Source organism: Virgibacillus sp. GM2-2 (assembly GCF_055329585.1).
In genome coordinates this window covers 1-14,181 of record NZ_JBUZWC010000007.1, presented here as the reverse complement: position 1 = coordinate 14,181, position 14,181 = coordinate 1, and the positions used below count along the sequence as shown (strand labels likewise).

The window sequence follows — 14,181 nt, the reverse complement described above, 5'->3', positions numbered from 1 at the left end:
CTATTTACCATTGTATGTAAGCCTCGTATCTATTGGTCTCTGTATCATTGTATATAATCATTTGTTTTAAGATTTCCTTCCTTCACAATTCAATAGAAAGCTTTTTGTATACGTTATTTAATTTGTCGGTTTCAACTTCTTCAGCATTCCTTATGTTAACCCGCTACTTCCTCTTTTTCGCAAGTCCCTTATGGTCAGTTGTTAACGGTGGTTGTTCTAACCAACCTTTTTTAATCATAAGATTAGCCCCATCCTCCGCATACAAACCAATTTCACCTGCAAGGCGTACATATGTAGCACTTAAATCCATTCTTTGACTAGTTCCCGCGGCGGTTCCGTAATTTCCTATTCCAATACCAATTAGGAAAGTAGTATGAAACAGCATTAATTTATCTGAAAAAGGGGCAACGGTGCTATTCATAACAGCTCCATCCCAGCTCATGGGTGCGGGAAGGTCGTTGTCAACTAGAATGGAACCAAATTTCTTCATATGTTTATGTGCGATTTCTTTTCCTCGTATAATATATTTTCTTACATCTTCATTTTTACAGACTTGTGCAAACCCCATCATCATTGCTTTACCCATTGCATTCGTTTGGTTGTTCATAAAAAGTTGTGTAGCTTCAATTACCGATAAAGGTCGTTTATGTTTTCCCAAAAAATCAAATAAGAATCCCTGTTTTTCCACAAAATCAACGCTTTTAGGATGTGCTATTTGTGGTGGACGGACATATACCCCTTTTGATAATAAAAGCTTTCTTGTTTTATCATGTAAATCAGATGATGAAGCAAGTAAGTCTTGAAAAAATTTACTTACGTCTGAACGTGCAGAAAGGCCTATAGCTATGCCAATAGCTGCTATTGCAATTACCTGCAATTTTTGTATGTACCAAAGGATAAATACATCTGAAAACAACCTCGGTGCGTTCACATTTACGTCTTGGTCTGTAAATCCTACTGGTAAAGGGAAATTTTCATTAGTAAAAATATCCGTAATAATTATTCTGTTATTCTCTCCTATACTTAATGAATTCTCAATAATAGGAAGAATTTCTTCATCTTCGCAAATGTTTTTGAAATATTTATTGACACAAATAGCTAAACTATCGTTTATATATTGCGTCCAAAGAAAACCCATTTCCGCCGCAGTTAGTGGAATATTATGTTCCTTTATTTCTTTTTCATCACTATTCGTACTTGTCATTTTATAAGTTCTCTCCTTACGATCGCCATATCTCTTCATACTAGTAAGATGGTAATTACCCCATTTATTATTCACGCTTACAAAAATTACACAGGATTTTTTCCACAATCTGAAGTAGATCACGGTTGGAATAATGGATATGTAAAACTGCATTGAAAGAATATAATGGTAGTGTCTTGCTAATATCACACGAGCCAGAGTTTTATCAAGACATCGTCACATACGTTTGGAATTGTGAAGATTGGACAACTAGAGTATTTTAACAAAAAGAGAAGGACTACCAGTAAGCTTTTGGGGAAGTCCTTCTCTTTGTATCTAATGGGACAAGCGGACATGTTCCTATTGTCCCTCTATAAATAATAAATTTCTTTCGCTAATTTATATGGAACGGTTTCTCCTCCAGTTGTTGCTTGGAAGGCGATTTCCTCGTGCATAAGTCACGAATATTTTTCTTCTCAACTGATTAAACTTTTCTAAGACTACTTAGAACAGATAATTCTTCTACACTATATCTAGATAAGTCCACTTCTTGTTTGTGCTAGATTTTCCTTTAATACATAGGTTAAGGAATTAATAAGTGTTTATAAAAGTCACTTGGATGAATACGTTGAATATTTCCGATTAGTAATGGGAAACGACGATGATTGGTTGTTAATATGTAATCACATTCTTCTTTTATAGCTGTAATCCACACGTGAAAGTCGTCTTGATCAAATCGTCCTAGTGGTTCAGACATTTCTTGAGTTGATGCAATTTCTTGAGCAACTTCATGGTTACAACCGCTTAATTCTACTAATACTTCCCCAATAGGGAGATGCTCACGAATAATAGTTTCCACACTGTATCTTCCTATTAAACTATTAACTGGAAGATGTAAATAATGATCGAAAATAGGATATAAAAATTCATTCAGAAATGCTTCAATTTCTTCTTGGCTATAAATAACCATATTTTTTCCTTTTCCAAGACCTTTTGAAGCATTTCGAATGAATTCAAACAAACAAACTCGTGATATTACAGGTTGAAACAATTTTGGAAAACGAGCCGATTTAAGAATTTTTCTATTGACACCATCAACCCGTAAAGCGCCACATAGTACAGTTGTATCAATGAACACTTTTTTCGGATATGGGGAGTCATAAATCAAATTCATCAACTTCCCCCGCTTCCTGATTTTTTGCATCAATATTCCTCAATACAGATTCTGCTTTTTTATCTTGTTCATTTGTGGTAATAAAAGCATCTTGGGGAATTTTCCAATGACCACCATCCGTTTTATAGGCTCCTTCAAATTTCCCCTTATCACAAAGTCTTCGAACGGTTTGGCCACTTAGCCCCAATTTTTTAGCCACTTCACTAGGTGTGAAGTAGTGGCTTTCTATTTGAACAGTAGGATTTAGTGATACATTTTGTTTAACGGCTGCTGTCTTCATAGTAGATAAACGATACATTTCAGGGTACTCCTTTACTGTATGTCTTTCTAGTAGCAAAGAGGCTAGCAATTTTTTTCGAATGGAACGAGAGTCATCGTCCACTACCAGACTGAGGTATTCAATGTAGTCCACTAACAATTCGTAGGTTTTTTCCTCATCTTGATTCGAAAAAGCGTTTCGCATACTTTTATCGATGCTTTGAAGTTGAATTAGATCATCTGTGCTCGGTAGTGATAGATGTATCTGAGCTATTACAGGGGTACGTAAACCCAATTGCTGTAGCGATCGTTCAATAACAGCCTTGAATACCGATCTTGCTTGCTCTACATCAATCTTAGCTAACGTATGAATACCTTCCCACATTTTATCTTGTTCATGGTTTACAATGTGTGTCATGGCATCTCACCTCCTGTATTTATTATACCCCACCCCATTCAACATAATCAACAAACGCAACAAGGTTAACAAATAACTAAATAAAAATAATAACAGCCTATTAGAACAAACTAATAAAAAAATACATACGTGCAGCTTCTAAATGTTCCAAGCTAAATCAACCATTCTAATCGCTCCTTATTCATTTTCAATTCCCCCTTCAGATTAAGTTCTGTTTTATCTCTGTGTGGGTTAAATACATAAAAAAAGAGCCTATAGGTAGACTTTTTTTATGTGTCTACTCTATAGGGGGACAGTTTAGGGCTCTACTAATCTTTTAGCAGCTCCCATCATTTTGACCAATATTGGGTTACTTCTTTGTATGGAACTTTATCAGATAACCCCGCTCCTTCTGTTACAATAACTTTTATTACCTCTTGTATCTCGACACTTTTACAAGTGTTATTAGTTGCCATTCTAAAAAAAACTCTAAGGCATTTCTTCTAAATACCTGCTTGTGGTTAATTCCATAGTAATATAAAAAACTGTTACTTCTATTAGCTTTTTTAAATCTTCAACATCTTTATTAGCCCATTTTCTAACGTAATGTGCTTCGTCGTTTCCAATCCAAACTGCTCTTTTAGAAATCTCTTTAATCTTTTCGTGATCAATCATATTGATACATTGACCAAGAGGTTTATTAAGAATATTATCTTCATCATCTGGGTTAAGAAATATCAAGTAATCTTTGACTAAAAATTCTAATGCCTTACGATATCCGATTCCTGATATTAGCTGTAGTTTATTTTGCTCTGAATAAAATGATTGATTATATATCTCAATAAAGTTAGGAGATAATTTAACTATTTCTTCATGGAATTCTTTTTCTATTGGTTCTACTGGGGCAAAATCGATTAAGCTATAACTTTTATTAACTGATTCTCTCCTGTAATAACCTATAATAATACTGTTGCATTCACTATTGGTACATTGGAAAGCTGCCTCTATTTTACTGGGAATAACTGAAATGTTTATCAAATTCGTACCAATAAAAGTGGGATCTACGCTTTTATGGCATAATCCACAATAACTCGGATATGAATCTACTTGAAGACTACTTTTTTGGTGGACAATTCCTCCGTAAGTTATCGTTCTTGTAATATTAACACCCCCATAATCATTAATTCTCATCTCCTATTCTATCAAAAATGTTACAATGTTCATATTTGAACGACAGTCGTATTTGTAACATAAAAAATATGCCTTACTTTAGAAGCTCTTCAAGATTTGTTTTTACTAATTTCTATAACCTTTCAACATGGCATTAGCTTCATATTCCTTTACGGTAATCGGTAAATAGCCGCTAACATTTTATTGTCCTTCTTGATCCCGTTCTTGAAGTTTGTGAAGATATTAGGATTCCACTGGTAGTAAGGACAAGAGTGAACAAACAATAAATATAAGGTGAATCACCCCCTCCCTACTATCACTTTTCACCAAAGACCTTTATAATAGATAAGCGAAACTTATCGAAAGAAAAGGTGTTTTACATGAGCTTACTAACAGTGAAAGATTTGACCCATGGCTTCGGTGATCGGGCTATTTTTGAGGATGTTTCTTTTCGTTTATTAAAGGGTGAACATATTGGGCTTATAGGTGCTAATGGTGAAGGTAAGTCCTCTTTTATGAATATCATTACGGGGAAATTGGAGCCTGATGCGGGAACGATCACGTGGGCTAAAAACGTACGCATCGGTTACTTAGACCAGCATGCCGATCTTAGCAAGGGCATGACAATGCGCGATGTACTCCGGACGGCTTTTAAATATCTATTTGACATAGAAACAGAAATGAACGAACTTTTTGCGAAAATGGGGGAAGTTGGGCCAGAGGAACTGGAAGAATTACTGGAAGAAACTGGTCGGCTTCAAGATACCTTAACAAACAATGACTTTTACACCATCGATGCTAAAGTTGACGAGGTTGCCAATGGACTTGGTCTGGATGAAATTGGTTTAGAGCGTGATGTTCACGATTTGAGTGGTGGGCAACGCACGAAAGTCCTACTTGCCAAACTCCTTTTAGAGAAACCTGATATTTTGCTGCTCGATGAACCAACTAACTACCTTGATGTAGAACATATCGAATGGTTAAAGAAATATTTACTAGAATACGAAAATGCATTCATTCTGATCTCACATGACATACCGTTTCTAAATAGCGTCGTCAATTTGATCTATCATATGGAGAACCAAGAACTCACCCGTTACCCAGGGGATTATAATGAATTTCTTCGTGTTTATGATATGAAAAAACAACAACTTGAATCGGCATTTAAGAAGCAACAAAAGGAAATCGCCAGTTTGAAAACCTTCGTTGCAAAAAATAAAGCGAATGCGGCAACGAGCAGAATGGCGATGTCACGTCAAAAGAAGCTGGATAAGATGGATGTCATCGAATTAGATTCAGAAAAACCGAAACCCAAATTTCATTTCCATGAAGCACGGACAGCTGGAAGGTATTTGTTCGAGACAAACGACCTCGTCATCGGATATGAGGAGCCACTATCAAGAGAACTTAACCTGGTCATGGAACGTGGCCAAAAGTTAGCATTATCAGGTGCGAACGGAATCGGGAAAACCACCCTATTACGAAGTATTCTTGGAGAAATTAAGCCGGTTTCTGGTTCAGTCAAACTAGGCGAGCACCTTCACATCGGTTATTTTGAACAAGAATTAAAAGAAACAACCAACAGAACGTGTATTGAAGAAGTATGGGAAGATTTCCCCCACTTCACACAACAAGAAGTGCGTCGTTCCTTAGCCCAATGTGGCCTCACCAAGAAGCATATTGAAAGTAAAGTTCGCGTATTGAGCGGAGGCGAAAAAGCAAAAGTCCGCCTGTGTAAATTATTGAACAAAGAGACTAATTTACTCATACTTGATGAGCCAACCAACCACCTGGACGTTGACGCAAAAGCAGAACTCAAACATGCATTGAAAGAGTACAATGGCAGTGTCTTGCTAATATCACACGAGCCTGACTTTTATCAAGACATCGTCACAGACGTTTGGAATTGTGAGGATTGGACAACTAGAGTTTTTTAGATAGAGGATTGGGTTTTTCGGCAAGTTTTAATGATTGAGTAAATTGTTTAACAAAAATAGTAAGAATTAGATATACTGGAAGTACAATTAATAAAACTGAACGGTGCAACTAACACCATTCAGCTTGAGTGCAATAGCCCTTAAAAGGGGCGGCTCATGTATAGAGATAAAATAACTACCCTAAGTGCTCTTCAAAGCTAACATAAGGTGGTTATTTTTTTGATTTGACAGAATTGTTTACAATCAGACTTGCAAAAGAGACCATCAAGAAGATTGCTTCTCCTCACTTATAATTTTTATTCTACTCTACCGCCAGATTGCAGAAGAAATAACATTACCTGTTTTTTTATACAAACTGAATCCCAAGATAAAAAATAATATTAAAAAGGATATTCCAAGCGTATAACCAATTTGATTCCAATCAATTTCCCCATCTTTTATGAGACTAACAATTGATATTCCTACAATTACACCTAAAATTCCGTACAGAAATGATTCTAACCTTTCATCCATATTATTCCTACCTTCCTAGAAACCTTTCCAGAATCATTCAACAATCTGGATTCATTCGGTTATAGTGGTTATGCAACAATTGCGCCCGATTGCGGTATAAAGTTCCGTGGTATTGGCTGGTATTACTTAACAGATACACACGCTTCTATTTTTCTTCCTTCGATAGTAACTTATCTACCTTTTCTTCAATTCGATCCATTCGTTTATTTTTTTTGCTTAACATTACAATCAGTAATACTACTCCTATCGAAAGACCAATTATAATCAAGAAAAAAATCAATTGAATGATCAAATCACCTATGTGTATACCACCTACAGCTGCTATCAACATAATAAATTCTCCTTTTTGCGATTTGCCTCTTTTATCTAATGCTGGTCCTTTTATTATTCCATTCGCGTTCGATAACGCAATAAAAATTCAATTAAATTTAAATGTGAAATAAAGTTCAGCCCTGATTAATTAAAGGATTTTAAATAACTCCCATGTCAGCACACTAAAAGAGGTCAATGCAACAATTAAGTAGGCATAGCCGAGTTTCTTGTCACCGTCTTTCTCTTTAACGTTTTCTATTCCGAGTTGTAAAAACACTAAAGCTGTAAAGGGATAGATTACAGTCATCGACAAGTCGATACTATCAATAAAATAATGGTAAAAAATTGTACACAAGATTCCTATTACAATGATTAAATTTATTTTTCGTAATACTTTCAAAAAATCTTACTCCCTTTTTTCAATAATACGATTTCACAGTAATAATAAGATTATTTAATCAAGAAATGTGACCTATAACGAAAGTTCAGTTTCCAGTACCTGCGCTTTACACTTATTGCAAAAAGATCTCTATTAGCTCAATCAGCTTTTTATAAACGAGTACATATGCGTAATTGATTTTCATCAGGATCTACGATTGTCATCATGCGAAGCCCTTCGATGTCCTCATTTGGGGGTTCTATATTATGAATTTCTCTTTTGCTCTTTAATTTCCTGTACCAGTTATCAACATCGGGAACAAAAAAGTGGACTAATCCACCTACCTGACAATCTCCAGTATGTTCAGTCAAATAAATAGTCAATTCATCCTTGCTGATCTGAACAAAAATAGGAAATTGCGGTTCAAATCGGTGTTCCCAATCAATTTGAAAACCCATCCCCTCCACATAGAATGCTTTACTTTCTGCATAATCAGTTATGCGTAATGCAGGAATCACATTTTGCAAATGAACGCCTCCTCATATAAGTCTTACTACCAATCAATGAACTGGATTATCCTACCCTATTGCTAATACCAATTATTCCAAAACAATTAATCCAGTTCAATGTTTTTCACAAAAATAAGACACCTACCTTATTCAAGATAGGCACCTTTTGCGGAAGAATATAATTAAGATTTAATTCAGACTTCGTTGATAAACTCTATATCCCTTATGCATATCAATTAGTATTAATTGTACTAACCATGACAACCGTTGTACAAGCAACGATTACAGCTATTTGCATTTCCTCAACTGAGGCTTTCACAGCCTTACCGTACTCTTGATCGTTGAAGACCTTTTTCAATTAAAGCACCAACGCCTGCGCAGAAACAATATAGTCGTGTTTTTTGGTATATTACTTCTGTTATTTAACCAGGAGGATCATAGAGACAGGTTCACTATCCTTACCATCTCATCTAGTTATATCATTCATAGCACTTAGCATATTTTTGATATAAACTAGTAGATTTCATTACGCAACTTGTTGTTATTTACGTAGTATAAAGCGTAAGATCAATTTAATTGAAAAGGAGATAGGATTATTATGGGATGCTATCGAAACAATAATGTAGCAGGTGCTCGTAGAGGTCACTGTAATGACGTTGCCGGGGCTTATGACTTTAGGGTTCCAGTACGTTCATATATTGATGGTGAGGATTTTTGCCGTGCGGTAAATCGCTGTATAGACAATCGAGTACTGGCTGCTGAAGATGAAAATAAAAGATGTTGCTGTAAATGTAATAAATGTCGACGCTACTATTATTAATCAATTTGTCCAAACCTATTATTTGGCTAAATTACCCCTTTCCTAGACATGATGGCTTAGTAGGCCATGGTATTGTTGGATTCCACTAAATAGGAATCCAACGTTTTTTTGTTTCGGGGTATAATCAAAGGCATAGGGCTTAAGGGAAATAATTCATGCCTAAAAGTTTAAAAACCAGTCATCCAACCGCCATCTGCAGTGACAACTTAGCCCCAGTTTTTTAGCCACTTCATTAGGGTGAGGTAATGACTTTCTATTTGAACTGTAGGATTCAAATCAGATTATATAGTAGAACACAAATTTTCTAACTCTTTTAAACATAATGTTAGTCTTTTATTAATAATATTCTTACTTCCCATTTGCTGTATAGTCTTATAGCTTAATTCATTCTTATTCAATATTTCATAGTGGTCATATGTTTCTACTAATGTCCATAAGATACATTCGTTCTTTATACATTTAAGCAAATTTTCATTATCACCTATATAACCATTAGTAAAACCATCTGCAATTTTACTCAGAATGTTACTATTTTGATCATAACCATTATTTCGGTATCTTGGTGCGGTAGAATAAGCTGGAAGGAGAAATTTGTAACAAAAGACAAAGTACCCAGCATATTTTAAATCGAAATCTAACATTGGAAATGGATCAACTAAAGAAACGTTATCCGGATTAAGGATGATGTTTTCCGGCGTTACATCTTGATTTACTAATGATAAATTTTGTTGCTTATTTCGCCTGTTTTCAATTAAGTTTAGTATCTTATCAACTATTGTGTTTCTATCAATTTTTAAATCGGTAGCAATTAATTTATTCAGGACACGCTCATAAAAATCGTTATCCTTTTGCCAAACTCGGTCAGCGTCTTGTTGCAAATTACCTTCAAGATGTGTACCATTCCATAATAAATTACCACTCCCTTTTATTTCAGGGGTTTTACTATGCATTTCAAAAAAGAATTCACCTAACCTTTTTCCAATTGTATATGCTTCAGAATTGGTCAGACTTTGAAGTGTTTTTCCCCCACCCATAAAACTTTCGACTGTAAATACTAATGCTTCATCTATGTAATACTTAAAGAATGAGGGACATATGTCAAAAGAGCACTGATTAGCCTGTTGATAATAAGCTTTTGAAGATTCATATTCAGTAATCAGGCCCAGTTCATCATATTCTTGAATTTGACCATAAGCTTTCTTCTTCTTTATTCTTAACACAATGTCATCTTCAAAATCCCTCTCTATTCTGTATACATCGTGCCAAGCACCTTCACCAATTCTTGAAATATGATTCATCTTTACATTTTCTATTTTCAATTTTTTAATGGCATTATGGAGATCATTGTTTTTCATTTTTACTATCCCTTCTAAAACAGTTTGAAACTAACAAACTGTTACCCGAGTTTATGCAGGCTCTTCATAATATCTAGATAATTTATTCCCCTATTTTTATAAATGTTGCTATCAGGTAGCAGTCAAATCACCAATCAATTTTACCAGGATCTGGTAATACCTGACTGGTCGCATTAAAAATTTCTCCCCAAAGGGCAAGGTAGGTTTTTTGATTGCTCAATGTAAAGGTTGTCATCGGTTCCCCAAAACCGTTAATTAAAGACTCCAACGTTTCGTCATCGGCATCCCGCACTTCAACATGAAACTGCGCTGTTTCTTCCACCCAATTCGTATGATTGTAATAAATATCAGCTAGTAACTTCTCATCCTCTAAAAACTTGGGTAATCTACCTTCATCCACCCAGTTTTTAAACCAAACTACCATTTCCTCATTCGGACGTCTTTGTTCTTCTTTTTCAACGATCGACATGATTATATCTTGCAACCATGATTTCAATTCAAGCTCCTCATTCATTATGTGCGTTAACTTTTCTTTATAATGAAACCACTTTTTCTCTTTCCTTTTGCGAAAAAAAACCATCATCTATTCCTCTTTCCTTATACTACTTTATTTAACTTTCTTTCCAGACTTTGAAACAAATGTTCTCATTCACGTGAAAAATATCTCTAAACATATTATACTTGAAATAGGAAAAATTTCAGGCACGAATGATAACTCACTTTTTAGAAAAACTCGGCATTTACCTCTTCCTTAATAGCGAATCTTATAAGGTCTACCATAAGTTATAAAAAATGAAAAATCACATACTACCCTTTACATAGATTGGGGAATGAATTTCAATATGAATAAACCAAAAACAGAAAGTGCGAAACACCTCCATCTGTCTGCCAGAGGACTTGTGGAATATGTATTTCGAAGTGGCAGTATCGAAACAGGATTTCGTTCGACGACACCACTGGTAGATGGCACCAAAGCACATCAAAAAATCCAGAAAACCTATGGGAAGAACGATCAGAAAGAAGTCTATTTGCAGACGGAGATTACCTCGGAAGATATCACCTTTCAAATAGACGGGCGCTGTGATGGCCTGCTGAAAAATGACGACGGTTCTTCCATTGTTATTGATGAAATCAAATCGACATCCGGACCATTGGACCTGATCACGGAGGAAACGTATCCCGTGCACTGGGCCCAGGCCTGTGTTTACGGTTATATCTATACGACGGATAACAAGCTAGAAAACATCACGATCCAACTGACATATGTACACGTTCAGTCGGAACAACAAAAAAGGTTCCAACGAAACATGACGCGGCAAGAATTGGCTGACTTCATGATGGATATGATTTCCCAATATACGCCTTATGCAAAATTGCGCATGGAACTTTTGGAAAAAAGGAATGCCAGCACAAAAGACTTGGCGTTTCCTTTTAGTAATTACCGCGAGGGTCAGCGTAAACTTGCTGGTGCTGTATTTAAAACAATTCAAGAGAAAAAAACACTGTTTGCCAAAGCATCGACTGGCATCGGCAAAACCATTTCAACTGTTTTCCCCGCTGTAAAAGCGATTAGCGAAGGACATCTGGAGCGAATTTTTTATTTGACCGCCAAGACAATCACGCGTACTGCAGCTGAAGAAACGTTCCGGATTCTGCAGGAAAAAGGACTTCAATTAACGGTCGTGACGATTACAGCCAAGCAAAAGATTTGTTTTCAGAATGAAGTGAACTGTGATAAAGCGGAATGTCCATTTGCTAATGGCTATTATGACCGCATCAACGGAGCTGTTTTGGATATTTTGCAACACGAATCCCTACTAACAAGGCCCGTGATCGAAGCGTATGCCCGCAAGCACACGGTTTGTCCGTTTGAATTTTCATTGGATCTAGCGTATGCCGCGGATGTCGTTATCTGTGATTATAATTATATTTTCGATCCAAGAGTTTCCTTGCAGCGCCTGTTTGAAGAACAGAGGAAAAAGACAGCACTGCTAATAGATGAAGCGCATAACCTGGTAGACCGTGCGCGGGAGATGTATTCTGCAACAGTGAATAAAGCGGACTTTCTTGCCTTGTATAAGGAATATAAAGGAAGTAAAGAGGTTATTGCCAAATCGGCTAAAGCTGTAAGTGATCGTCTGGTAGATAAAAAGAAAGAGAACCAGATGCCAGAAAAAGAACTAGATGGAAAGCTTGTTCGTGCAGTTGATGCATTTGCTTACGATGCGGAAGAAGAGTTGGCACGTGGCGGTGATGCTGATGAGTTGTTATTGAATACGTATTTCGCGGCACAGTCATTTGTAAAAATTGCGGATTTGTATGATAAACGATTCACGAGCTACGTGACAGTCGACGACGACGATATTGCGCTAAAACTGTTTTGCCTTGATCCATCCCATCAGCTCAAACGTATGGGGAAAGGCTTCCGCTCGAAAATATTCTTTTCGGCAACGCTGACGCCTGCAGGCTATTATATGGATTTACTTGGAGGGCAGGAAGAGGACTATGTTCTGTCTATCCCCTCCCCTTTTGAGCGGGAGAATGCTGAGGTGATCATCCAGCCACTATCGACAAGGTTTCGTGACAGAGAACGCACGCTAGAGCCGATGGTCACTTTTATTACGGATTTGCTGGCAAAACGGCAAGGTAATTTTCTAGTATTTTTCTCGTCCTATACCTATATGAAGATGGTATATGAGCGATTTGCCGAAACTGCACCAGAAGTGCAGACGATTGTACAACATGCACAAATGTCTGAGATTGATAAAGAAGTGTTTCTGGAAGCATTCGAGGAAAAAGATGATCAGCAAGAGCGTCTCGTTGGTTTCGCTGTTCTTGGCGGTATTTTTTCCGAAGGTGTCGATCTGAAAGGAAACCGGCTACAAGGCGTAATCATCGTTGGCATAGGGCTTCCCCAAATCGGATTGGAACGTGACATTATCAAAGATTACTTCCAAGCTAACGGACACCATGGCTACGATTACGCATACGTCTACCCTGGCATGAACAAAGTGCTACAAGCAGGCGGCCGACTCATCCGCACCGACACAGACCGTGGTACCATCGCACTTATCGACGACCGCTTCCTCCAGCCGAAATATCAGGCAATGCTTCCTTATGAGTGGCAGCACTGGAGGCAATCACCTCGTTAATTTTTAACTATTGATAAAACACTACTATGCTAATAGCTTAGTAGTGTTTTAAGTTTAACTATAGCATTTTGGGAATTTAAAATAATAGAGCTGTTTTTTGGGGAACTCCTTTGATAGTACGTGTTAGATATTGCGAAGTTTTTTCTCATGCTGTACATATTTACTAGAAAGAAAGTCGACTGTTTCTTGTGTTTCCCTCAAGCTTACATCCAGCCCATCAAACTTTTTCTCAAGTCGGTCAAACCGGTTGTCCATCTTCTTTTCAAGATTGTTGACTTTGTTTTCAAGCCCTTCAAACCTGTTTTCAAGTCCTTCAAACCTTGTGTTAAGACCTTCCATATTTTCATCATTTTGCTCAAAGTATTGGTGCAACTTTTTGTCAATTTGTCTCGAATGAAGCTCCAAAGCATTTAATATTTCCTTTATTCCTGATTGTTCCATTATCTCACCTCCAATTACATCTATTATATATACCATTGTTGTTTTTGAAAAGAAGTTTAATCTAGATTTTTGATCCACTGTAGCTTACCTAGTTTTGTCGAAATTTATTTGTGGAATACTAGCAGATTGATTAAGTTACCATAATAGTATGTTAAAGCTGATAAAAGGACAAATATGTAAGTAATTTTTTAAGGATGTATAACAAAAAAAGACAGGAGTTTTCCTGTCTTTTTTTACGAGAGTTTAACTCGTGTATAAAATTGATACCAGTGGTCGGGGTCGAACCGACACTCCCGTGAAGGAACGGGATTTTGAGTCCCGCGCGTCTGCCAATTCCGCCACACTGGCATGTAGAAAATATAATATTGGAGGCGGCAACCGGATTCGAACCGGTGATAAAGGTGTTGCAGACCTGTGCCTTACCACTTGGCTATGCCGCCGGATGAAGTCATGGAGCGGAAGACGGGATTCGAACCCGCGACCCCCACCTTGGCAAGGTGATGTTCTACCACTGAACTACTTCCGCAAATGGCTGGGCTACCAGGATTCGAACCTGGGAATGACGGGATCAAAACCCGCTG

General features: G+C 36.9%; 16 protein-coding genes and 3 tRNA genes. 3 read left to right on the top strand and 16 right to left on the bottom strand.

Annotated elements, in window-relative coordinates; all coding sequences use genetic code 11:
• Positions 1–163 precede the first annotated feature (163 nt).
• The 5 genes from ACY9Z2_RS10015 to ACY9Z2_RS09995 all read right to left on the bottom strand — a co-directional run bounded on the left by ACY9Z2_RS10015 (position 164) and on the right by ACY9Z2_RS09995 (position 4,203).
• Complete coding sequence (locus tag ACY9Z2_RS10015) at positions 164–1,204, bottom strand: DUF3231 family protein (RefSeq protein WP_463609498.1); 1,041 nt, start codon at positions 1,202–1,204, stop codon at positions 164–166.
• 562 nt (positions 1,205–1,766) lie between these two features.
• The gene (locus ACY9Z2_RS10010) at positions 1,767–2,357 is read right to left on the bottom strand and encodes a PIN domain-containing protein (protein WP_463609497.1); all 591 of its coding nucleotides are present in this window, start codon (positions 2,355–2,357) and stop codon (positions 1,767–1,769) included.
• Positions 2,341–3,033, bottom strand: coding sequence for a helix-turn-helix domain-containing protein (locus ACY9Z2_RS10005; RefSeq protein ID WP_463609496.1), 693 nt, complete (start codon positions 3,031–3,033; stop codon positions 2,341–2,343). The genes ACY9Z2_RS10010 and ACY9Z2_RS10005 overlap by 17 nt, the downstream gene beginning before the upstream one ends.
• 329 nt (positions 3,034–3,362) lie before the next feature.
• Positions 3,363–3,488, bottom strand: a complete 126-nt coding sequence (locus tag ACY9Z2_RS10000; RefSeq protein WP_463609495.1) for a hypothetical protein — start codon at positions 3,486–3,488, stop codon at positions 3,363–3,365.
• A gap of 13 nt (positions 3,489–3,501) precedes the next feature.
• Positions 3,502–4,203: a DUF4145 domain-containing protein gene (locus ACY9Z2_RS09995; protein ID WP_463609494.1), complete on the bottom strand. Its 702-nt coding sequence runs from the start codon at positions 4,201–4,203 to the stop codon at positions 3,502–3,504.
• Between the two features lie 359 nt (positions 4,204–4,562).
• Between ACY9Z2_RS09995 and ACY9Z2_RS09990 the strand changes: the two genes are divergently transcribed.
• Positions 4,563–6,119: an ABC-F family ATP-binding cassette domain-containing protein gene (locus tag ACY9Z2_RS09990; RefSeq protein ID WP_463609493.1), complete on the top strand. Its 1,557-nt coding sequence runs from the start codon at positions 4,563–4,565 to the stop codon at positions 6,117–6,119.
• A gap of 306 nt (positions 6,120–6,425) precedes the next feature.
• On the opposite strand, the gene ACY9Z2_RS09985 is transcribed toward ACY9Z2_RS09990, so the two are convergent.
• From ACY9Z2_RS09985 to ACY9Z2_RS09965, 5 genes are all read right to left on the bottom strand, one after another.
• On the bottom strand, positions 6,426–6,632 hold the full coding sequence (locus tag ACY9Z2_RS09985) for a hypothetical protein (RefSeq protein WP_463609492.1): 207 nt from the start codon (positions 6,630–6,632) through the stop codon (positions 6,426–6,428).
• A 145-nt stretch (positions 6,633–6,777) separates the two neighbouring features.
• The gene (locus ACY9Z2_RS09980; protein ID WP_463609491.1) at positions 6,778–6,963 is read right to left on the bottom strand and encodes a DUF4083 family protein; all 186 of its coding nucleotides are present in this window, start codon (positions 6,961–6,963) and stop codon (positions 6,778–6,780) included.
• A 129-nt stretch (positions 6,964–7,092) separates the two neighbouring features.
• Complete coding sequence (locus ACY9Z2_RS09975; RefSeq protein ID WP_463609490.1) at positions 7,093–7,344, bottom strand: hypothetical protein; 252 nt, start codon at positions 7,342–7,344, stop codon at positions 7,093–7,095.
• 149 nt (positions 7,345–7,493) lie between these two features.
• Positions 7,494–7,850, bottom strand: a complete 357-nt coding sequence (locus ACY9Z2_RS09970) for a glyoxalase superfamily protein (RefSeq protein ID WP_463609489.1) — start codon at positions 7,848–7,850, stop codon at positions 7,494–7,496.
• A gap of 214 nt (positions 7,851–8,064) precedes the next feature.
• Entirely contained in the window at positions 8,065–8,190 is a 126-nt protein-coding gene (locus ACY9Z2_RS09965) for a hypothetical protein (protein ID WP_463609488.1), read from the bottom strand.
• 240 nt (positions 8,191–8,430) lie between these two features.
• Here ACY9Z2_RS09965 and ACY9Z2_RS09960 point away from each other — a divergent pair, with 240 nt between their 5' ends.
• Entirely contained in the window at positions 8,431–8,652 is a 222-nt protein-coding gene (locus tag ACY9Z2_RS09960; RefSeq protein ID WP_463609487.1) for a hypothetical protein, read from the top strand.
• A gap of 281 nt (positions 8,653–8,933) precedes the next feature.
• Here ACY9Z2_RS09960 and ACY9Z2_RS09955 read toward each other — a convergent pair whose 3' ends face one another.
• Together ACY9Z2_RS09955 and ACY9Z2_RS09950 are read right to left on the bottom strand one after the other, a co-directional pair.
• Positions 8,934–10,007: an aminoglycoside phosphotransferase family protein gene (locus ACY9Z2_RS09955; protein WP_463609486.1), complete on the bottom strand. Its 1,074-nt coding sequence runs from the start codon at positions 10,005–10,007 to the stop codon at positions 8,934–8,936.
• Between the two features lie 127 nt (positions 10,008–10,134).
• Positions 10,135–10,587, bottom strand: a complete 453-nt coding sequence (locus ACY9Z2_RS09950) for a hypothetical protein (RefSeq protein WP_463609485.1) — start codon at positions 10,585–10,587, stop codon at positions 10,135–10,137.
• 262 nt (positions 10,588–10,849) lie between these two features.
• On the opposite strand from ACY9Z2_RS09950, the gene ACY9Z2_RS09945 reads away from it, so the two are divergent.
• Entirely contained in the window at positions 10,850–13,159 is a 2,310-nt protein-coding gene (locus tag ACY9Z2_RS09945; protein ID WP_463609484.1) for an ATP-dependent DNA helicase, read from the top strand.
• Positions 13,160–13,282: 123 nt separating this feature from the next.
• Here the strand turns inward: ACY9Z2_RS09945 and ACY9Z2_RS09940 are convergent, their stop codons facing one another.
• The 4 genes from ACY9Z2_RS09940 to ACY9Z2_RS09925 all read right to left on the bottom strand — a co-directional run bounded on the left by ACY9Z2_RS09940 (position 13,283) and on the right by ACY9Z2_RS09925 (position 14,126).
• Positions 13,283–13,600, bottom strand: coding sequence for a hypothetical protein (locus ACY9Z2_RS09940; protein WP_463609483.1), 318 nt, complete (start codon positions 13,598–13,600; stop codon positions 13,283–13,285).
• Positions 13,601–13,864: 264 nt separating this feature from the next.
• A tRNA-Leu gene (locus tag ACY9Z2_RS09935) sits at positions 13,865–13,948 on the bottom strand.
• 18 nt (positions 13,949–13,966) lie between these two features.
• Positions 13,967–14,040, bottom strand: a tRNA-Cys gene (locus ACY9Z2_RS09930).
• Between the two features lie 11 nt (positions 14,041–14,051).
• Positions 14,052–14,126 (bottom strand) — tRNA-Gly (locus ACY9Z2_RS09925).
• Positions 14,127–14,181 lie beyond the last annotated feature (55 nt).